Here is a 19,407-nt window from a genome sequence, read left to right as displayed (position 1 = left end):
CGTAGGTTGATGCCAGAATATAACTATGCGCGGCGCCGGAATAGTCAGGCAAGGGCTGCAAGCTCTTGCCTGGCCGAATGGATGGCTTATTCCTGATTTTCGCCACGCTCGCGGGCAATGGCGCGGTAGCCAATGTCCTTACGATAGAAGCAGCCTTCCCAATCGATTTTAGCCGCCAGTTTGTAAGCCTGCTGCTGGGCTGCGTCGACGCTGGTGCCCATGGCGGTTGCGCACAGCACCCGACCACCGGCTGTCACCACCTGACCGTCCTTGAGTGCAGTACCGGCGTGGAAGACTTTGCCTTCCAGTGCCGCGGCTGCATCCAGGCCGTTGATGGCAACGCCTTTGGCGTAGTCACCCGGGTAACCGCCAGCGGCCAATACGATGCCGACGCTCGGACGTGGATCCCACTGTGCTTCGACCTTGTCCAGCGCTTGCGCCAGGGCCGCTTCGACCAGCAACACCAGGCTCGACTGCAAACGCAGCATCACCGGTTGGGTCTCAGGATCGCCGAAACGGCAGTTGAACTCGATAACTTTTGGGTTACCAGCCTTGTCGATCATCAAGCCGGCATAGAGGAAACCGGTGTAGACGTTGCCTTCCTCGGCCATGCCGCGCACGGTTGGCCAGATCACCAGGTCCATGACCCGCTGATGCACTTCGGCGGTGACGACTGGTGCCGGGGAGTAAGCGCCCATGCCGCCGGTGTTCGGACCGGTGTCGCCGTCGCCGACGCGTTTGTGGTCCTGGCTGGTGGCCATCGGCAGTACATTCTTGCCGTCGACCATGACGATGAAGCTGGCTTCTTCGCCGTCCAGGAACTCTTCGATGACCACGCGGGAACCGGCATCGCCAAACGCGTTGCCAGCGAGCATGTCGCGCACCGCGTCTTCGGCTTCGGCCAGGGTCATGGCCACGATCACGCCTTTGCCGGCGGCCAGGCCATCGGCCTTGATCACGATCGGTGCGCCTTTTTCACGCAGATAAGCCAGGGCCGGCTCGATCTCGGTGAAGTTCTGGTAGTCGGCGGTCGGGATCTTGTGACGCGCCAGGAAATCCTTGGTGAAGGCTTTCGAACCTTCCAGTTGCGCGGCACCCGCGGTCGGGCCGAAGCAATCCAGGCCACGGGCGCGGAACAGATCGACAACGCCTGCAACCAGCGGCACTTCCGGGCCGACGATGGTCAGGGAAACGTTCTTCTCGGCAAAGTCAGCCAGCTGCTCGAGGGCCAGCACGTCGATGGCGACGTTCTCGCACTTGGCTTCAATGGCGGTGCCTGCGTTGCCCGGGGCAACGAACACTTTCTGCACGCGCGGATCCTGAGCCACTTTCCAGGCCAGGGCGTGTTCACGGCCACCGCTGCCAATGATCAAAACATTCATTTCAAAAACCTCGGATGACGCTAATTCTGTAGGGGCTGATCGTTCCCATGCTCCGCGTGGGAATGCCTCAACGGACGCTCTGCGTCCGAGGGACGCGGAGCGTCCCGGGCTGCGAGCCCACGCAGAGCGTGGGCACGATCAAGCAGGAAAATCAGTGACGGAAGTGGCGCATGCCTGTAAAGACCATGGCGATGCCGGCCTCGTCGGCAGCAGCAATCACTTCAGCATCACGCATCGAGCCGCCTGGCTGGATCACCGCAGTGATGCCGACCTTGGCCGCATTGTCCAGACCGTCGCGGAACGGGAAGAACGCATCGGATGCCATCACCGAACCGGCGACTTGCAGACCGGCGTGTTCAGCCTTGATCGCGGCGATACGCGCGGAGTTCACGCGGCTCATCTGGCCGGCGCCGACACCGATGGTCTGACGGTTCTTGGCGTAGACGATGGCGTTGGACTTGACGTACTTGGCGACTTTCCAGGCGAAGATCAGGTCGTTGATTTCCTGCTCGGTCGGGGCGCGCTTGGTCACCACTTTCAGGTCTTCGCTGCCGATCATGCCGATGTCGCGGCTCTGTACCAGCAAACCGCCGTTGACGCGTTTGTAGTCCCAGGCCGGAACGCGGTCAGCCGACCACTCGCCGCAGGCCAGCAGGCGTACGTTGGCTTTGGCTGCCACGATGGCGCGGGCTTCTGCGCTGACGGACGGGGCGATGATCACTTCGACGAACTGACGCTCGACGATGGCCTTGGCGGTTTCAGCATCCAGCTCGCGGTTGAACGCGATGATGCCGCCGAACGCCGACTCGGTGTCGGTGGCGTAGGCCAGTTCGTAGGCTTGACGGATGCCGCCTTCGGCGTCCGGGCTCACGGCCACGCCGCACGGGTTGGCGTGCTTGACGATCACGCAGGCCGGTTTGACGAAGCTCTTCACGCATTCCAGCGCGGCGTCGGTGTCGGCCACGTTGTTGTACGACAGCTCTTTGCCTTGCAGTTGGGTCGCGGTGGCGATGCCGACTTCGGCAGGCTTGGCTTCAACGTAGAACGCCGCGCTCTGGTGCGGGTTCTCGCCGTAGCGCATTTCCTGAGCCTTGATGAACTGGCTGTTGAAGGTGCGCGGGAATTCGCTGCGGCCTTCGGTGCTGAGGGTTTCAGCCGCCTGGTTCACGGTGCCCATGTAGTTGGCGATCATGCCGTCGTAGGCTGCGGTGTGTTCGAAGGCCTTGAGCATCAGGTCGAAACGCTGAGCGTAGGTCAGGCCGCCGGCCTTGAGGCTTTCGAGAACGTTGGCGTAATCGCTGGCATTCACCACGATGGCCACGTCTTTGTGGTTTTTTGCCGCCGAACGAACCATGGTCGGGCCGCCGATGTCGATGTTCTCGATGGCGGTCGGCAGGTCGCAGCCTGGCTTGTTAATGGTGGCTTCGAACGGGTACAGGTTGACCGCTACCAGATCGATCGGCTTGATGCCGTGCTCGCTCATGATGGCGTCGTCGATACCGCGACGACCGAGGATCCCACCGTGGATTTTCGGGTGCAGGGTTTTCACCCGGCCGTCCATCATTTCTGCGAAACCGGTGTAATCCGCGACTTCCACTGCGGCAACGCCATTGTCGCGCAGCAGCTTGAACGTCCCGCCGGTGGAGAGGATCTCTACGCCCAGGGCTTCGAGCTCTTTGGCGAATTCAAGGATCCCGGTCTTGTCGGAAACGCTGATCAAGGCGCGGCGGATCGGCAGGCGGGTAGTCTGGTCGGTCATCTCAATTTCCATCAAAAGCAAAGGAGTCAGCAAAAAAGGCGACCGGTTTTACGCGGGCGCCTTTCTGGTTTGATTGAATGCTTACAGCAAATCGTACTGCTTGAGTTTCTTGCGCAGGGTGCCCCGGTTCAGCCCGAGCAGCTCACTGGCTTTGGTCTGGTTGCCCTTGACGTAGTTCATCACGCATTCGAGCAGGGGAGCCTCGACTTCGGAGAGCACCAGGTTGTACACATCCGTGACGGCAGCGCCCTCAAGGTGGGCGAAATAATTGTGCAGCGCCTTCTCGACACTCCCGCGAAGGGTCTGACCTTCTTCGCTCGGTGTATTGAGGTGCTGTTTCAAATTCACGTTGTCGCTCACGGGTGTTGTTCCACTCACTAAAGTCTCGGTCATCATCGTCATGCGGCCACCCCTTCTCCGTCCCCTGTCAGGCTCTTGTAGCGTTCGGCGAAGAAGCCCCGAACGTAGGCGCATTGTGCTTCCGTATCTTCCAAACGATTGAAGTGGGCGCGAAACTCCCTGGCGCCCGGCAAGGTTGCGAGATACCAGCCCACATGCTTGCGAGCTATGCGCACGCCCATGACGTCGCCATAGAAGGCATGCAGCGCGGCCAGATGCTCAAGCAGAATACATTCCACCTCGATCAGTTCCGGTGCCGGGAGTTTTTCACCGGTACGCAGATAATGGTCGATTTCACGAAAAATCCATGGCTGCCCCTGGGCAGCCCGGCCCACCAACAGGCCATCGGCACCGGTCGCGTCGAGCACGTACCGGGCTTTCTCGGGCGAATCGATATCGCCATTGGCGAAGACCGGAATCGACACCGCCTGCTTGATCGCGGCAATGGTGTCGTACTCGGCTTCCCCGGTGTACAGGTCGGCACGGGTGCGGCCATGTACGGCCAACGCCGTAATGCCTGCCTGTTCGGCGATCTTCGCCACCGTCAGACCATTCTTGTTCGCCCGGTCCCAGCCGGTGCGGATCTTCAGGGTGACCGGCACATCGACCGCAGCCACCACGGCCTGCAGGATCTCGGTCACCAATGCTTCATCCTTCAACAGTGCGGAGCCGGCAGCCTTGTTGCAGACCTTCTTCGCCGGACAGCCCATGTTGATGTCAATAATCTGTGCGCCCAGTTCGACGTTGGCCCGGGCCGCATCCGCCAGCATCTGCGCATCTCCGCCGGCGATCTGTACCGAGCGGGGCTCGGGATCGCCTTCGTGGATCATGCGCATCCGCGATTTGCGGGTGTTCCACAAGCTCATGTCGCTGGTGACCATTTCCGAGACTACAAGTCCTGCGCCCAATCGTTTGCACAGCTGACGAAAGGGCTGGTCGGTGACACCCGCCATGGGGGCGAGGATCAAGCCGTTGTGCAATGTATATGGACCGATGCGTACCGCCGACATAGGACTTCCCTGTTGTGGGGCCGGATCATGAGAGTTCGAAAAAGGGTTGGCATGATACCCGCTCTCGATGACTGGATAAAGGCTGAATTGAACAAAATCTGAACAACTAATTCGTTATCGCCAGCGGTTTGGTTTGAACGGCCAAAGTCAGGAAACCGTCGTCAAGCCTGCAACGCTTGAGTGTTTCACTCGGGCGAATGGAAGCTCAGGCTGTAGTTCACCGCTTTGGGGCCTGGGTCGAGAATGTCCAGCGCGATGTGGATCGGCGTTTGCGGCGGCATTTCGGCCAGGCCTTCGAGATCGCCGTTGAGGTACTCGCCGGGCTTGAAGCGACGGCTGGCGATCAGGTGGCCGTTGAGGTCGGCAAAGCGCAGCTCCAGCAGCGGGAACGGCTGGGAGAAGGGCGCACGGTTGTAGATGATGGCATCGACCACCAGCGCGCCGTTGAAGTCCGGGTGGCTGCGGACCACCAGATTGCTGCTTTTGACTTTCGCGATGTCGACCTTGGACGGCACTGTGCAGCCGATGTGCGGGCACAGTTGCTGGAACCACGGACGATACTGGTCCTGGCGCGCCAGTTCGTCGAAGTGGTAGGCGACGTATTGGCCAACGAGGCCGGCGGCGCCGAGCAGGATCAGCAGCAGCCAGAAAAAGCGCCGACCCCAGGGGGAGCGGCGTTTTTGCCAATCCAGTTGCAACGGGTCGTCGGTCAGATCCTGCAGCACTTCAGCGCGCAGGGCCGGCTCGCTGCGTTCGCGGCGCTTGCGCAGAGGCTCGACGGAGGGCAGGTCATCGTCGATCTCATCGTCATCGGTTTTCGCCGACAGGCTGCCAAAAGGGATCGGGGCGTCGAGCGGGTCGTGCAGGCGCAGCTGCTGTATCTCGGGCTCATCGTCCAGTGGCACGGGCTCCATGGACAGCGAGGGCTCGGTGCGCGAGTGTTTGCTCGGCTCGATCGTCGGTTCAGGCGTCTGCACGTTGACGGATTGCGCGCGATCGGCGGCCGATTCACTGAAGAGGCTGTCGGACCAAGGGGCTTCGTCGTGCTCGGCGCTGTCGCGGCGAGCGCTGAGGCTGTCTTCGCGGGGGCGACCGAACTCCGTCGTCGGCTGGATTTCCCGCTGTTCGAGCCGGGCGAGTTCTTCGTCCAGGTCCAGGCTGTCCAGGTCCATTTCGGCAGCGGTCCATTGCTTTTGGCTGATGGCCCGCTGCACTGGCGGTTCTGCGGGCGCCGATGCAACCGGTTTTACCGCTTCCTTGCCGGCCCGTTGCTCGAGCAACTGCCTGGCGGCGTTGAACACCTGCAAGCACGAGCCGCAACGAACCACCCCACGGGCCACGCTCAACTGAGCATGGCTGACGCGGAAGCTGGTTTGGCAATGCGGGCATTGGGTGACGAAGCTATCGGTCATGCGGCAATCCGGTTTATGCAGGCGCTCATTCTAGCGCCGACGGCCAGTGATGCGTACCCAACCGTCGCGATTGGCGATCGGGTCCAGATCGAAGTCCCGGGCATAAGCGGCGGCGACCTCTTCGCCCTGTTCGGCGAGGATGCCCGACAGCGCCAGGCGACCGCCGGGCTTGACCAGGCTGGACAGTTGCGGCGCCAGGGACACCAGCGGGCCGGCGAGGATATTGGCGACCAGTACGTCGGCTTGAACCTGCGGCAAATCTTCCGGCAGGTAGAGCGGGAACAGCTCTTCGGCAATGTTGTTGCGTCCGGCGTTGTCGCGGGAGGCCTCCAGGGCCTGCACATCGATATCGGTGCCGACGGCTTGCTTGGCACCCAGCAGAAGGGCGGCAATCGCCAGAATCCCCGAGCCGCAGCCGAAATCCAGCACGTTGCAGTCTTTCAGGTCCTGGCCATCGAGCCATTCCAGGCACAGCGCGGTGGTCGGGTGAGTGCCGGTACCGAACGCCAGGCCCGGATCCAGCAGCAGGTTTACCGCATCAGGCTCGGGTGCGGCGTGCCAGCTCGGGACAATCCACAGGCGCTGGCCGAAGCGCATCGGCTGGAAGCCATCCATCCAGCTGCGTTCCCAGTCCTGGTCTTCGATCACTTCGCTGTGATGCTCGGGCAGCGGGCTGCCGGTCAGCAACTCGAGGTGGGCCAGCACGCTGGCTGCGTCGGTGCCGCCTTCGAACAGGGCCAACAGGTGTGTGTGCGACCACAGCGGGGTGGTGTTGAGTTCCGGCTCGAAGATCGGCTGGTCTTCGGCGTCCATGAAGGTCACCGACACGGCGCCCACTTCAAGGAAAGCGTCTTCGTAGGTTTCGGCTTGTTCTGGGCTGATGGCGAGACGGACTTGCAGCCAAGGCATGGCGGGCACCTTTGAAAAATATAGATTGCAGCCTAGCGGGCTGCGAGAAGCGCGCAAGTTTACGCGAGCGCGCGGCAGAAGACGACAAGGCCGACACATGCTCGCTCCTACGGGGGGGCAGAAACAACGAAGCCGCTCGAAAGCGGCCTTGTTGGTCTGGATCACACCTTAATGCGGATTTCCTGCGTTTTTGACTGTGAGCCATTGCAGGCCTTTGTTCGTCAGGCGGTAACGTTGCAGGCGGCTGTTAGGTTGTTCGGGCAGCGTCATTTCAAGAACCCCGGCAGCAATGGCAGGCAATATGTAAGCCTTACGAAAGTGGTCGGCGTTTTTCAAGTTCATGGCGGTTTGAAGTTCTAGCCTGCTCATATCGCCATCGATGACGTTCAGTAACGCAGCGACTTCCATGGTGACTTCCATGGTGACTTCCATGGTGGCCTCCCCGGTCACTGCTCCTTTGCTCTGTGACAGAGGGTGTGCGGGCAGTCGAACGACGTAAGCAATCCGGTCATCGTCAGTTTCAAACAGCGGTGCAGGTGAGCCATTGGTGGCCATGACTTTGAGAATTTTGGGAATTCCTGTCGAGCGTCCTTCCGTCAGGTCCAGCTCCTTCAAAAACTCCCCAATTCGTCGGTTGCGGTAACGACGGCTAACGGCTCGACCGGCTCGCAAGTCTTCCAGGCGAATTGAGCGGTCAGGTCCAGGAAAGCTCAAAATCACCAATTCTTCCTGGCTGATGCGGACCTCTATCGGTTCGCGTTCCTCGTAGGAGCGGTGATATACGGCGTTGACCAGCGCCTCTTCAATCGCCGCGAAAGGGAAGTTCCAGACCCGTGTGGCTTCGGCGCGGTCCGGGTGTTTGATGACCGTTTCATGCAGGAAATTGCGCTGAATATAGGCCAGTGCCTCGCGGGTCATGTTTGCCAGTGGGCCTGTGAAAATCTTTTCGTCAAAACGGTCGCCGCCAGCACCTTCGGGAAACCACAGCACATCAATCTGTGTCCCTGGAAAGAATCGCTCGGGTGTAGTGCTGAAAAACATCAGACCAACATTCTTGGGCCACGGCGACTCGGTCGGGCCACCCACGACGTTCATTTGTCGGCCCAGTGTCTCGGTAGGCATGCTGCCTGCGTCGTCGGCGAGGGCACTGCCAACCTCCTGCAGGAAGCTTTGCATCAGGGGTTTGGATAGATCGCTGACGCTAGTGGCCAGGTTGAAGCGATCATCGAAAGGTACCTTGGCGGCAAGACTCAAGAGTTCCTGCTCGGTTTCCCCCTTGGCTTCCACCGTACTGCTGTAACGACGGATGTAGTAATGCAAGCTCCTGTGCTTGGAGGTCACCGCTGCCGGGGCTTTATACGGGCGATTTTGCCCGCCTGGTGCCCACAGTACTATCAGCTTGCGACCTTCAACCTCTTCCATGCTCAACACGGGAAAGTAGGCTGGCTGAATGGATTGGCAAGCGGCCAGCAGTTCGAGCTGGATCTTGTCGAGATCCTGATCGGCAAGGCCCAGGGGAGGAAAGACCGGCTGACCATTGGTATCGCAATCCTGCCCAATAACCACATAACCACCGCCCAGGTTTTCAAAGTCGTTGGCGAAGGCGCAGAGCGTGCGAATGATCGGATCAGGATTCCAACCCGTTTTATATTCAATTCGCTCGCCCTCGACTGTCCGCTGGCGTAGCAGGTCGTTCAGGTTTATCGGCAGTTTTTCAGGCATGGGCGGGCTCTGGTTTGTCAGCGTTGCGCTGAATAAGGGGCGATTATAGCCAGCCCGAACAGGCTAGCGCCTGTCAGTTAAGTCCCATAGGGATGGATGAAACCTTCAGAAACAACAAAGCCGCCCGAAGGCGGCCTTGTCATGTTCCGGCTGAAGCTTAGTGCTTGTCGCCGGCCAGCTTGTGCTCGAGGTAGTGAATGTTCACCCCCCCTTTGCAGAAGCCTTCATCGCGGGTCAGATCGCGGTGCAGCGGGATGTTGGTCTTGATCCCGTCGACAACGATCTCATCCAGCGCGTTGCGCATGCGCGCCATGGCTTCGTCACGGGTTGCGCCGTAGGTGATCAGCTTGCCGATCAACGAGTCGTAGTTCGGCGGAACGGCATAGCCACTGTACAGGTGCGAATCGACGCGAACGCCGTTGCCGCCTGGTGCGTGGAAATGCTTGACCGTGCCTGGGCTCGGCATGAACGTTTTCGGGTCTTCGGCGTTGATTCGGCATTCCAGCGCGTGACCGCGGATGACCACGTCATCCTGGGTGAACGACAGCTTGTTGCCGGCGGCGATGCTGAGCATCTCCTTGACGATGTCGATGCCGGTGACCATTTCCGATACCGGGTGCTCTACCTGGACACGAGTGTTCATCTCGATGAAGTAGAAGCGGCCGTTCTCGTACAGGAACTCGAAAGTGCCGGCACCACGGTAGCCGATGTCGATGCAAGCCTTGACGCAGCGGGCGAGGACTTCCTCGCGCGCGTTCTCGTCGATGCCCGGTGCCGGCGCTTCTTCGAGAACCTTCTGGTGACGACGTTGCAGCGAGCAGTCGCGGTCGCCCAGATGGATGGCGTGGCCCTGACCGTCGGAAAGCACCTGAACTTCCACGTGACGTGGGTTGGTCAGGAATTTTTCCAGATAGACCATCGGGTTGCCGAACGCTGCGCCCGCTTCGGAACGGGTCAGTTTCGCCGAGGAGATCAGGTCTTCTTCTTTGTGCACCACGCGCATGCCACGACCACCACCGCCGCCAGCGGCTTTGATGATCACCGGGTAACCGACTTCGCGACCAATGCGCAGAGCGGTTTCTTCGTCTTCAGGCAGTGGGCCGTCGGAACCCGGAACGGTTGGAACGCCAGCGGCGATCATGGCGTGCTTGGCCGATACCTTGTCGCCCATCAGGCGGATGGTGTCGGCTTTCGGGCCAATGAACGCGAAGCCGGAGTTCTCTACCTGTTCGGCAAAGTCGGCATTTTCCGCAAGGAAACCGTAGCCTGGGTGAATGGCGGTAGCACCGGTCACTTCAGCGGCGGCGATGATGGCCGGAATGTGCAGGTAGGAGTGCGCAGCGGAGGCCGGACCGATGCAGACGGATTCGTCTGCCAGGCCCAGGTGCATCAGCTCTTTGTCGGCCTTGGAGTAAACGGCGACGGTCTTGATGCCCATTTCCTTGCAGGCACGCAGAATCCGCAGGGCGATCTCACCGCGGTTGGCGATCAGAACTTTTTCCAACTTCGCAGTCATCAAAGGCTCTCCGCGATTCAAACGATGGTGAACAGCGGTTGGTCGTACTCAACCGGCTGGCCGTCTTCGACGAGGATGGATTCGATCACACCGCTGGCTTCAGCTTCGATGTGGTTCATCATCTTCATGGCTTCGACGATGCACAGGGTGTCGCCTTTCTTCACGGTCTGGCCGACTTCAACGAAGGATGGCGAGGACGGCGAAGATTTGCGATAGAACGTGCCGACCATCGGCGAACGGGCAACATTGCCGTTCAGCGTTGGGGCAGCTGGAGCCGCAGGAGCAGCGGCAGCAACCGGGGCGGCGGCAGCAACTGGTGCCGGTGCCGGCGCATGCATCGGAGCCGGTGCGTAGTACTGCTGAGCCGGCGTCTTGCTGTGACGGCTGATGCGTACGGACTCTTCGCCTTCCTTGATCTCAAGCTCGTCGATGCCGGACTCTTCCAGCAATTCGATCAGTTTCTTAACTTTACGGATATCCATGAATCATCAACTCCCAAGGGTCGGTCAGGGGCGTTTAACGCTTGTTGTTCAAGCTGTTGCCTGTCTTTCAAGCTGCTCTAGGGCGGCCTCCAGGGCCAGTCGATAACCGCTGGCGCCAAGGCCGCAGATCACTCCCACCGCTACATCGGAGAAGTAAGAGTGATGGCGGAAAGGTTCGCGTTTGTGCACGTTAGACAAATGCACTTCGATGAATGGGATGCTCACCGCCAGCAGCGCGTCACGTAATGCGACACTTGTATGCGTAAAAGCTGCTGGATTGATCAGAATGAAGTCCACACCTTCGCCGCGAGCAGCGTGGATACGGTCAATCAATTCGTACTCGGCGTTGCTTTGCAGGTAAAGCAAATGGTGACCGGCATTGCGCGCCCGCTGTTCCAGATCCTGGTTGATTTGCGCCAGGGTAGTTGCACCGTAGACACCCGGTTCCCGGGTGCCGAGCAGGTTCAGGTTAGGGCCGTGCAAAACCAATAGGGTCGCCATCTGCTGCTCCTTTGTTATCTGTGTGCAATTGTCAGAACCCGGCGACTATGCCGCAAAGCCTTTGTGACTGTCCAGTTCTATGCAATAGGCAGCACGATGGCCGATGTTTACGCGAAATATGTGACCGGGTGATTAAATCCGGTCATTTGCTTTCGCAACACGTTCGGCGAAGTCCGTGGCGTTTATCTCGCCGATCACTCGCACATCGGTGCGTTCGACGCCGTCCCTGCCGAAAAACATCAGCGCCGGAGGGCCGAAAAGCTTGTAGCGGTCGAGCAGGGCGCGCTGTTCGGTGTTGCTGGCGGTGATGTCGAAACGGATCAGTCGATAGCCTTTGATACGTTCGATGACGTTGGCATCGTTGAGCACGTCGTGTTCGATGACTTTGCAACTGATGCACCAGTCGGCGTACCAGTCGAGCAGCAGCGGCGTGCCGGAGGATTTGGCTTCGGCAAGGACACGATCCAGTTCGGCTGGAGTGGTGATGGTTTGCCAGGTGCTGGCGATTTGCGGTTGCTGCTCGTTGCTGGCGACGATGCGCGGCTGGCCAATGGGGTTGAACGGATCGGACTGACCGCTGAACGCGCCGTACCAACAGGCCAGTGCATAAAACAGCAGGAACATCCCCAACAATTGCCCCAAGCGTTTTCTCGGCGGTTTATAGACGAATTCCAGCGCGCCCATGAACAAACCGACGCCACCGGCGAGCAAGCCGATCAACAGCAAGGTGATCTGGCCCGGCAATACCCGGCTGAGCAAACCGATCGCCAGCCCCAGCAGCAGCACACCAATCGCGTTTTTCACGTAGATCAACCACGGCCCGCTTTTCGGCAACCAGGCCGCGCCGCCAGTCGCTACCAGCAACAGCGGCGCGCCCATGCCCAGGCCGAGCATGAACAGTTTCAAGCCGCCACCCAGCGCATCGCCGCTGGCGCTGATGTACAGCAGCGCACCGGCCAAGGGGGCCGAGACGCAGGGCGAAACCAGCAGGCTCGACACCACGCCCAGCACCGCCGCGCCCCACAGCGAGCCGCCCTCGGTACGCCCGGCGATCCGGTCCAGGCGGCTGCTGATGGCGTAGGGCAGTTTCAGTTCGAACACCCCGAACATCGCCAAGGCAAACACCGCGAAGAACAGCGCGAACGGCACCAGCACCCAGGCCGATTGCAAGCGCGCCTGAAGATTAAGCTGTGCGCCGAACATGCCCATCAAGGCGCCCAGCAGGGCGAAGCAGATGGCCATCGGCAGCACATAAGCCAGCGACAGGTTGAAGCCACGTAAACCGCCGATCTGCCCGCGCAGGACCACCCCGGAGAGGATCGGCAGCATCGGCAGCACACAGGGGGTGAAGGTCAGGCCGAGGCCTGCGAGGAAGAACAGCGCCAGTTCGCGCCAGCCCCAGGCTGTGGTCGTGGCGCCGCTGCCATCAATACTCAGGCGTTCGGTCTCGGGCGGGTAGCACAGGCCTTTGTCGGCGCAGCCTTGATAGGTCACGGCCAGCGTAAAGGCGCGGGAATCGGTGCGTGGCAGTTCTACATCGAGAATGCCGTGGTAAACCTCGACGTCGCCGAAGTATTCATCGTGCTTTTGTTCGCCCTTGGGCAGTTGAGCCGCGCCGAGGTCAACGTCGGCCGGATCGGCGCGAAACTGGAAGCGATGGCGGTAGAGGTAGTAACCCTCGGTGGCGACAAAGCGCAGCTTGATCGATTGCGGCGTACTTTCTACCAGGCTCAACTGAAAGGCTTCGCGCACCGGCAGGAAGTCGGCGCTGTTGTTGATCGAGCCCAGCGTGGAACTGGGCCGACTGTCCAGCAACCCGGCGGCGGAGGCCGGCAGGGCGAGCACTAAAAACAGCAGGCAGAGCAAACGGCGCATGACAATCTCGCGTATCGGAGGTGCGGGCATGATAGCGGACAGTGGGCTGGTGTGCAGAATGGGGAATGGGTGGTGAACATGCCCGCGATGGCGATTTATTAGACGCGGAAGGCTTGAACGGCGGTATGCAACCGTCCGCCCAGCACCAGCAAATTCTCCCCTTGCTCACGCCCCTCGCCGATGCGCAGCAAGTTATCCCCGCCCAATTGATGAATCCGCTCACTGTGATCGCGGATTTCGCTGACAGCGCCGCTCTGCTGGGCGGTGACATCGGCGATGCGCACGGCGGTGTCGGAGATGGTCTGGATCGCCCCGACGATTTTATCCAGCGCACCGTCGGCCGCCTGGGCCTGATTGGCCGTGGCTTCGGCGTGTTCGACCTGAGCGCGCATGCCTTCGACTGATTGCCGCGCGGCGGTTTGCAGGCCGGCGATCAGCGTCTGAATCTCGGCCGTGGCACCGGCGGTACGCTGCGCCAGTGAGCGAACCTCTTCGGCCACCACCGCAAACCCCCGGCCCATCTCTCCGGCGCGGGCCGCCTCGATGGCCGCATTCAGCGCCAGCAGGTTGGTCTGGTCGGCAATCGAGCGAATTACCGTCAGCACGCCGCCGATGGTCGCCGATTCTTCGGCCAGATGTTCGATCATCTGCGCGTTGCCTTGCACTTCACCCACCAGCGCATGCAATCCGGTGAGGCTCAGGCCGATGACTTTCTGACCGTGCTCCACCGCCAGCCCTGCATGACGACTGGCGTTCGCGGCCTGGCTGGCGTCACCGGCGACTTGTTGAATCGTCGCCTCGAGTTCGCCGAGAGAGTCGCGGATCAACGCGGTGTCGCCGGCCTGATGCTCGGCGCCGCTGTGCAGGTCGTTGCTCAATTCGGCCAGCGTCCGGCTGCTGCCGGCGACTTGCTCGGCGTTGAGGCGAATGGTCCCCACCAGGTCGACCAGATAGGCGCGCAAGCGATTGAGCGAGGCTTGAATGTCATGCAGCTCGCGGTTGGTCGCACCCAGTTGAATGTCGCGACTGAAGTCGCCCTCGGCCCAGATCGAAAGCGCTGGCGCCAGATTGGTCAGGGTTCGGGCCAGGCGTCGCTGCAAGGTATCGATGAGCAAGGCGATCAGCAGAATCAGCCCGATCATTACGCCCTGCATCAGCCGCACTTCGCCCTGGATTTGCCCGTGCTGGGCGCGCACTACCGGTTCCAGCCCGGCGATGGCCTGTTGCACGGCGGTGATTTTCAAGTGAGTCGCGGCGCTGAGGTCGGCGCGTTTCTGGATCTGTTCGCGCGTGCGTGCCAGTTCAGCCGGGTAGCGGGTGAGCAGGCTGTTGAGTTCACGCTTGAGGCTGACGCCGGCGTCTTCGGCGACGGCTTTCTCGCTGTTCTCCAGGCCCATCATGGCGGAGAAATCATCGGTGTTCGATTCACTGCTGGCAGTCACCCCCAGCAGCGGCAAGGTGTTCAATTGTTCAGCCTGAACGCGGATGCTGGCGACTTCGCGCTCGACATCGGCGGCCAGTTCGCTGCGCCCGCTGCTGACCAGTTTGTCCCGGGCCAAAGACAACTTGCCCAGATGCTGGGAAGCTGCGAGCAAAGGCGTCAGGTACGCCGCGTTGCCGTTGGCGTACTGGCTGAGCTGATCGATGCTGGCGCCGAGCTCGCGTTCAGCTTGCAGCAGCAGGGCTTGTGGATCGCCGGCGAGTTTGCCGGCAGCCAGCAGGTCCGTCTTGCTGAACTCCTCCAGGTTCGACAGGCTGGGACGCAAGGTATCGGCCAGGGGCGGCGGCAACTCGCCGAGCTCCTTGTGCAGGCTGTCGATGGCCTGGCTGGCGCTGCTCAGGCGCAGGGCATCGCCGCTGGCCAGGTAATCCTCGACGTTGCGCGCCACTTCATTTTGAAACTGCTGGGACAGGCCCAGGTAACGCTCCATCAACAGATAGGGGCGTTCCAGGGCTTTTTGCGACCACCAGAGGGTAGCGCCGAGGGCCACGCACACGGCAACCAGAAGGAGGGTATTGAGATTGGTCAACAGCTTCAGGCGCATTGCGGACTACCAACGGCAGAATGGTAAGTGCCTGAAGTTATTGCGTTTCTGTTACAGCGTTATGACCGAATCGGTCGACTCCGATGAAAAAGTGGCACTTTGCTTTGACTCCCGCGCGGCTTGCACGCGGTTGCGTCCGGCGTCCTTGGCGCGGTACAGCGCCTCGTCTGCCTGTGTGGCCATCATCAGGCTGTCGGAGCCTTCGTGCAGTTCGACGACGCCGGCACTGAAGGTGCACCAGAGGTCCTGGGGCTGAGCGGGGTAGTGAATTTCGGCAAAGCGCTGACGGATTTCATCGAGCACCTTGTAGGCCGATTCAATATCGGTGTCCGGCATGACGATGGCGAACTCTTCACCGCCGTAACGGCCGATGAAGTCGGTCTTGCGCAACCGTTGCTTGAGGAACAGCGCCAGGCTCTTGATCACCCGGTCGCCCATGGGATGGCCGTGGCTGTCGTTGACCCGTTTGAAGTGGTCGATGTCGAGCATCGCAAAGCTCAGCGGCTTGTTTTCGCGACGGGCGCGGAATGAACAGTCTTCGAGCAACTGCAGAATGTGAGTGTGGTTGTACAAACCGGTCAGGCTGTCGCGCACCATCCGCGCTTTCAGATTGCGCGCCCGCGCCGCGCGGTTGCGCACGGTGGTGATCAGGTGGCGTGGCTTGATCGGCTTGGTCAGGAAGTCGTCGCCGCCCTCGCTCATGGCGTCGAGCTGCTTGTCCAGATCGTCTTCGGCCGACAGATAAATGATCGGCACGCTGACATAGCGGTCGTTATGGCGGATCACCTTGGCCAGTTCCGTACCGGTGCAGGCCGGCATGTACATGTCGAGGATGATCAGGTCTGGCTGGAAATCCGCCAGTTCGGCCATGGCCTGGATCGGTTCGATCAAGGTCCGCGTGACGATCCCGGCGCTGTTGAGCAGGCGTTCGGTGTGCAAGGTCTGTGCGCGGGAGTCGTCGATGATCAGCACTTTATAAGGTTCGTACTGGGCGACGCAGGTCAGCACTTCAATTTTTTCCAGCAGGCTCGAGGCTTCGAGGGTGCCGGTGAGAAATTCCTGGCCACCGGCGCGCACGGCGGCGAGACGGGTCGGGGTGTCGGTCTCGTGCAGGCTGAAAAACAACAGCGGCAAGGGCTGCTCCAGGCCTTGCTGGGCTTCTGCCGCCAGTTTCAGGCCGATGCCGGCACCGCTGAAGTCGACATCCATGACGATCGCCGCCGGCAAGCGCTCGACCATCGAGGCGCGGAACGCGGCGACACTGCCCAGGGATTGGGCGCTGAGCCCGAAGAATTCAAGTTGCTTGGCCAGCCGTTCTGCCCGGTCGTGATCTTGCAACATCACGTAGATCGGCTTGCGTAGCGGTGGCAGAAAGGTGTGTTCGAGCTGATCGCCATGGCGCAGGCCGGTGCGGGACAAGCGCTGCATCAGGCGGTTGAGGTCGGTGATCAATCCGCTGCTCAGGCGTCCGCGATTGGCGTCGACGGCCTCCAGCGACTGGCCGATATGACGGGCCAGCAGGGTGTGTTCCGGTTGTTCGAAACGTTCGGCAAAGCGCAGCAGGCGCAGATTGGCCTCGCTCAGCTCCGACAAGTCGGTGATGGACCATTCGTTGCGTTGCAGGCGTTGCCATATCTCAAGAATCTGACGTGCCTGATGAATTACCCGCTGGGCAAAGTGGTGCTTGAGGCGCTCACGGCTGGGGTCTTCTGGCTCGGTCATATCCTGACTACTAGTTAGGGTGCATGCTGAGATCGACTGGTGGCTCTATGCTAGCACCTCTTTTCGATTGCATGACTGTCGTATGTCAATAATCTGCAAAGCGACATCATTCAGTTCCCGACCGACTGGTCGCATAGGCTCAACGCTGTGCTTCATTTATAGTGGCGGCTCGATTGCAGTCATTGTGTGGTTTGCTGTGTCCCGCAGGATTTAATGCGCGGCAAATAAGGCACGATGGCGTAGGGTTGTAGTCGAACCGATGAACTCAAGTGATTGAAAGGATATCGCCATGCTGGACTGGAAGAACCGCACGGGCAGCGCGCCTGAGCGTGCCGCTGAACCGAAATCGGCCACCCGCAGTTATTTTGGTGGCCTGTTGTTCAGTCGGGCGCTGGCCACTCTGATTTGCCTTTACCTGTTGGTGGCTATCGCGCTGGGCTGGTACTGGAGCCAGGAGCCCGCGCTCTTTCCGGTTCAGCAAAATGCCCAGGTGGCAGCCGAGAAAGAAGGCAAGCAGATGGTGGTCGGGTACACCACGGTGGAAACCCTCAAGACTGTCGCCGGTACCTTGCTGACCAAACCGGGTGGCTATATTTCCAACGACCGTTTCCCGCCGGGCCTGTGGATGGACAACATGCCGAGCTGGGAATATGGCGTGCTGGTCCAGGTCCGCGACCTGAGCCGTGCGCTGCGTAAAGACTTCGCCCGTTCCCAGTCGCAGTCCGCCGAAGACGCCGACCTGGCCAAGGCCGAGCCGCGCTTCAACTTCGACAACAAGAGCTGGGTGCTGCCATCCAGTGAGTCCGAGTATCAGGAAGGCATCAACTCCCTGAGCCGTTATCAGGCACGCCTGTCGGGGCCTGACCAGAAGAGCGCGCTGTTCTACGCCCGCGCCGACAACCTGAACAACTGGCTGGGTGATGTAGGGACCCGTCTGGGCTCGCTGTCGCAACGGCTGTCGGCCAGCGTTGGCCGGGTCAAGCTCAACACCGCGCTGAAAACCGAAGTCCCGGCGCTCGGCCAGGTGCCGCAGGTTGACGAAGAAGTCGTCGAAACCCCGTGGATGCAGATCGACAACGTGTTCTACGAAGCCCGCGGTCAGGCCTGGGCATTGTCCCATCTGCTGCGCGCCATCGAAGTCGACTTCGCCGATGTGTTGGCGAAGAAAAACGCCACGGTCAGCGTGCGCCAGATCATCCGTGAGCTGGAGGCCTCGCAAGAGCCGGTCTGGAGCCCGATGATCCTCAACGGCAGCGGCTTCGGTGTGCTGGCCAACCACTCGCTGGTCATGGCCAATTACATCTCCCGGGCCAACGCCGCGGTGATCGACTTGCGTCAACTGCTCAATCAGGGCTGAGTCATGGTAGATAGCGCTAAAGAGGCGGCCCACCGCGCGGCCTCCGATGCCGAACAGATCGCCTGGGTCGACGAGCAGGACAACCTGCTCGGCGCTCTGGTGCGCTCCGACTTGCGCGAGCGCGGGCTGATCGGGCGCGGCACCTACATCATGCTGTTCAATTCTGCCGGCGAGCTGTGCGTGCACCGGCGCACCCTGAGCAAAGCGATTTATCCCGGTTACTGGGACGTGGCGGCCGGCGGCATGGTGCTGGCCACCGAGACCTACGCCGAATCGGCGGCCCGTGAACTGGAAGAAGAGCTGGGTGTGAGCGGTGTGGAACTGACCGCCCATGATCACTTTTTCTTCGAGGACACCGGCAACCGGCTCTGGTGCTCGGCGTTTTCGGCGGTGTGGGACGGCCCATTGATCCTGCAACCGGAAGAGGTGCTGGAAGCGCGCTTTATCCCGATTGATCAGGTCCTGCTGGAAATCCAGCAAAAGCCGTACTGCCCGGACTCTCTGGCAGCCCTGAAGCGCTATCTTCGCGCCCAAGGGGATGACGTCGCAAAAGAGCTGTAAATTGGCGCCGATTGGCTCTTAGCAAGTCGGCTTTTTGCCGTTACACTGCGCGACCTTTTCAAACTGAACCGGCAGTGCCCGGCTCAGTAGCGCTGCCCCTGCCTGAGTGGGGCTTCGCGGTCGATAACCTTGCCCAAGGTTGCGATCAGTCTTTGTCCTCCCAAGAGGATTGCCGGTGGCCAAAAAAGCCGCATCCTTCGCCGCCCTTGGTGGCCTGGTATTTTCCACCGACGCAGGTCGTCATTGCCCGGAATGCAGTAAACCGGTGGACGCCTGCATCTGCAAACAAACCGTTATCCCGTCCGGCGACGGCATCGCTCGCGTGCGTCGCGAAAGCAAGGGCCGTGGCGGCAAGACGGTGACGACCATCACCGGCGTGCCGTTGGCCGAAGACGCGCTCAAGGAACTGGCCACCACGTTGAAGAAACGTTGCGGGACCGGTGGGGCGTTGAAAGACGGGATCATCGAAATCCAGGGCGATCATGTCGAGCTACTCTTGGCTGAGCTGATCAAACACGGTTTCAAAGCGAAGAAGTCCGGCGGCTAGCAGCCTCTGTGAAAACCACCCGCGGCTTGATCCAGTCCTGATTGCATTCTGGTCTGGCGTCGTCTCCATGGTTTTCACAGAGCCTGTTCATGACCGGTTTCTAAACTCACTGCGGTCAGCGAGGTCTACCCCCTCGTTGACGAACCGTCATTTTCATTCTTTAGACTGCGCCGGCCTGAACTCAAGGCGACGCTCTATGACTTCTTTA

The 19,407-nt window shown here is 60.7% G+C and carries 16 protein-coding genes; 3 read left to right on the top strand and 13 right to left on the bottom strand.

What is annotated here, in order from left to right:
* Positions 1-86 precede the first annotated feature (86 nt).
* The 13 genes from purD to gcbA all read right to left on the bottom strand — a co-directional run bounded on the left by purD (position 87) and on the right by gcbA (position 16,734).
* Positions 87-1,382, bottom strand: coding sequence for a phosphoribosylamine--glycine ligase (gene purD, locus AC1RO5_RS16765; protein WP_493176333.1), 1,296 nt, complete (start codon positions 1,380-1,382; stop codon positions 87-89).
* 151 nt (positions 1,383-1,533) lie between these two features.
* Positions 1,534-3,141 (bottom strand): bifunctional phosphoribosylaminoimidazolecarboxamide formyltransferase/IMP cyclohydrolase, encoded by a 1,608-nt coding sequence (purH, locus tag AC1RO5_RS16760; protein ID WP_019650620.1) that lies wholly within the window; start codon positions 3,139-3,141, stop codon positions 1,534-1,536.
* 81 nt (positions 3,142-3,222) lie between these two features.
* Positions 3,223-3,543, bottom strand: a complete 321-nt coding sequence (fis, locus tag AC1RO5_RS16755) for a DNA-binding transcriptional regulator Fis (RefSeq protein WP_007907419.1) — start codon at positions 3,541-3,543, stop codon at positions 3,223-3,225.
* Complete coding sequence (gene dusB / locus AC1RO5_RS16750) at positions 3,540-4,550, bottom strand: tRNA dihydrouridine synthase DusB (protein WP_018928425.1); 1,011 nt, start codon at positions 4,548-4,550, stop codon at positions 3,540-3,542. Before dusB ends, fis begins: the two co-directional genes overlap by 4 nt.
* A 185-nt stretch (positions 4,551-4,735) precedes the next feature.
* Positions 4,736-5,962: a DUF3426 domain-containing protein gene (locus AC1RO5_RS16745; protein ID WP_493176332.1), complete on the bottom strand. Its 1,227-nt coding sequence runs from the start codon at positions 5,960-5,962 to the stop codon at positions 4,736-4,738.
* Between the two features lie 30 nt (positions 5,963-5,992).
* Positions 5,993-6,871, bottom strand: coding sequence for a 50S ribosomal protein L11 methyltransferase (gene prmA / locus AC1RO5_RS16740; protein WP_493176330.1), 879 nt, complete (start codon positions 6,869-6,871; stop codon positions 5,993-5,995).
* 168 nt (positions 6,872-7,039) lie between these two features.
* The gene (locus AC1RO5_RS16735) at positions 7,040-8,593 is read right to left on the bottom strand and encodes an RNA/DNA-binding domain-containing protein (protein ID WP_493176329.1); all 1,554 of its coding nucleotides are present in this window, start codon (positions 8,591-8,593) and stop codon (positions 7,040-7,042) included.
* Positions 8,594-8,750: 157 nt separating this feature from the next.
* Positions 8,751-10,109, bottom strand: coding sequence for an acetyl-CoA carboxylase biotin carboxylase subunit (gene accC, locus AC1RO5_RS16730; protein ID WP_007937211.1), 1,359 nt, complete (start codon positions 10,107-10,109; stop codon positions 8,751-8,753).
* A 17-nt stretch (positions 10,110-10,126) separates the two neighbouring features.
* The gene (accB, locus tag AC1RO5_RS16725) at positions 10,127-10,591 is read right to left on the bottom strand and encodes an acetyl-CoA carboxylase biotin carboxyl carrier protein (protein WP_018928421.1); all 465 of its coding nucleotides are present in this window, start codon (positions 10,589-10,591) and stop codon (positions 10,127-10,129) included.
* Between the two features lie 48 nt (positions 10,592-10,639).
* Positions 10,640-11,092 carry a type II 3-dehydroquinate dehydratase gene (gene aroQ, locus AC1RO5_RS16720; RefSeq protein WP_007937215.1) on the bottom strand — a complete coding sequence of 151 codons (453 nt, stop codon included), beginning with the start codon at positions 11,090-11,092 and terminating at the stop codon, positions 10,640-10,642.
* Positions 11,093-11,224: 132 nt separating this feature from the next.
* Positions 11,225-12,967: a protein-disulfide reductase DsbD gene (locus tag AC1RO5_RS16715; RefSeq protein ID WP_493176328.1), complete on the bottom strand. Its 1,743-nt coding sequence runs from the start codon at positions 12,965-12,967 to the stop codon at positions 11,225-11,227.
* 98 nt (positions 12,968-13,065) lie between these two features.
* A complete protein-coding gene (locus AC1RO5_RS16710; protein WP_493176428.1) occupies positions 13,066-14,109 on the bottom strand; it encodes a methyl-accepting chemotaxis protein in 1,044 nt (347 codons plus the stop codon).
* A gap of 954 nt (positions 14,110-15,063) precedes the next feature.
* Complete coding sequence (gene gcbA / locus AC1RO5_RS16705; protein ID WP_493176326.1) at positions 15,064-16,734, bottom strand: diguanylate cyclase GcbA; 1,671 nt, start codon at positions 16,732-16,734, stop codon at positions 15,064-15,066.
* 289 nt (positions 16,735-17,023) lie between these two features.
* Here gcbA and AC1RO5_RS16700 point away from each other — a divergent pair, with 289 nt between their 5' ends.
* The 3 genes from AC1RO5_RS16700 to AC1RO5_RS16690 all read left to right on the top strand — a co-directional run bounded on the left by AC1RO5_RS16700 (position 17,024) and on the right by AC1RO5_RS16690 (position 19,199).
* The gene (locus AC1RO5_RS16700; protein ID WP_019582276.1) at positions 17,024-18,091 is read left to right on the top strand and encodes a DUF2333 family protein; all 1,068 of its coding nucleotides are present in this window, start codon (positions 17,024-17,026) and stop codon (positions 18,089-18,091) included.
* Between the two features lie 3 nt (positions 18,092-18,094).
* The gene (locus tag AC1RO5_RS16695; RefSeq protein WP_019582277.1) at positions 18,095-18,652 is read left to right on the top strand and encodes an NUDIX hydrolase; all 558 of its coding nucleotides are present in this window, start codon (positions 18,095-18,097) and stop codon (positions 18,650-18,652) included.
* Between the two features lie 175 nt (positions 18,653-18,827).
* Entirely contained in the window at positions 18,828-19,199 is a 372-nt protein-coding gene (locus AC1RO5_RS16690; RefSeq protein WP_493176324.1) for a translation initiation factor Sui1, read from the top strand.
* Positions 19,200-19,407: the final 208 nt, after the last annotated feature.

It is taken from the genome of Pseudomonas sp. GW822-FHT02G04 (assembly GCF_058802085.1).
Note: the sequence above shows the minus strand (reverse complement) of the source record. Positions and strands in the feature narration are given on the sequence as shown.

Bases quoted from the DNA above. Each gene is read 5' to 3' on its own strand.
- prmA (WP_493176330.1), bottom strand. From the start codon at position 6,871: ATGCCTTGGCTGCAAGTCCGTCTCGCCATCAGCCCAGAACAAGCCGAA.
- AC1RO5_RS16715 (WP_493176328.1), bottom strand. From the start codon at position 12,967: ATGCGCCGTTTGCTCTGCCTGCTGTTTTTAGTGCTCGCCCTGCCGGCC.
- AC1RO5_RS16745 (WP_493176332.1), bottom strand. From the start codon at position 5,962: ATGACCGATAGCTTCGTCACCCAATGCCCGCATTGCCAAACCAGCTTC.
- gcbA (WP_493176326.1), bottom strand. From the start codon at position 16,734: ATGACCGAGCCAGAAGACCCCAGCCGTGAGCGCCTCAAGCACCACTTT.
- fis (WP_007907419.1), bottom strand. From the start codon at position 3,543: ATGACGATGATGACCGAGACTTTAGTGAGTGGAACAACACCCGTGAGC.
- AC1RO5_RS16695 (WP_019582277.1), top strand. From the start codon at position 18,095: ATGGTAGATAGCGCTAAAGAGGCGGCCCACCGCGCGGCCTCCGATGCC.
- AC1RO5_RS16710 (WP_493176428.1), bottom strand. From the start codon at position 14,109: ATGATCGGGCTGATTCTGCTGATCGCCTTGCTCATCGATACCTTGCAG.
- purD (WP_493176333.1), bottom strand. From the start codon at position 1,382: ATGAATGTTTTGATCATTGGCAGCGGTGGCCGTGAACACGCCCTGGCC.
- AC1RO5_RS16700 (WP_019582276.1), top strand. From the start codon at position 17,024: ATGCTGGACTGGAAGAACCGCACGGGCAGCGCGCCTGAGCGTGCCGCT.
- purH (WP_019650620.1), bottom strand. From the start codon at position 3,141: ATGACCGACCAGACTACCCGCCTGCCGATCCGCCGCGCCTTGATCAGC.
- accB (WP_018928421.1), bottom strand. From the start codon at position 10,591: ATGGATATCCGTAAAGTTAAGAAACTGATCGAATTGCTGGAAGAGTCC.
- dusB (WP_018928425.1), bottom strand. From the start codon at position 4,550: ATGTCGGCGGTACGCATCGGTCCATATACATTGCACAACGGCTTGATC.
- AC1RO5_RS16735 (WP_493176329.1), bottom strand. From the start codon at position 8,593: ATGCCTGAAAAACTGCCGATAAACCTGAACGACCTGCTACGCCAGCGG.
- accC (WP_007937211.1), bottom strand. From the start codon at position 10,109: ATGACTGCGAAGTTGGAAAAAGTTCTGATCGCCAACCGCGGTGAGATC.
- aroQ (WP_007937215.1), bottom strand. From the start codon at position 11,092: ATGGCGACCCTATTGGTTTTGCACGGCCCTAACCTGAACCTGCTCGGC.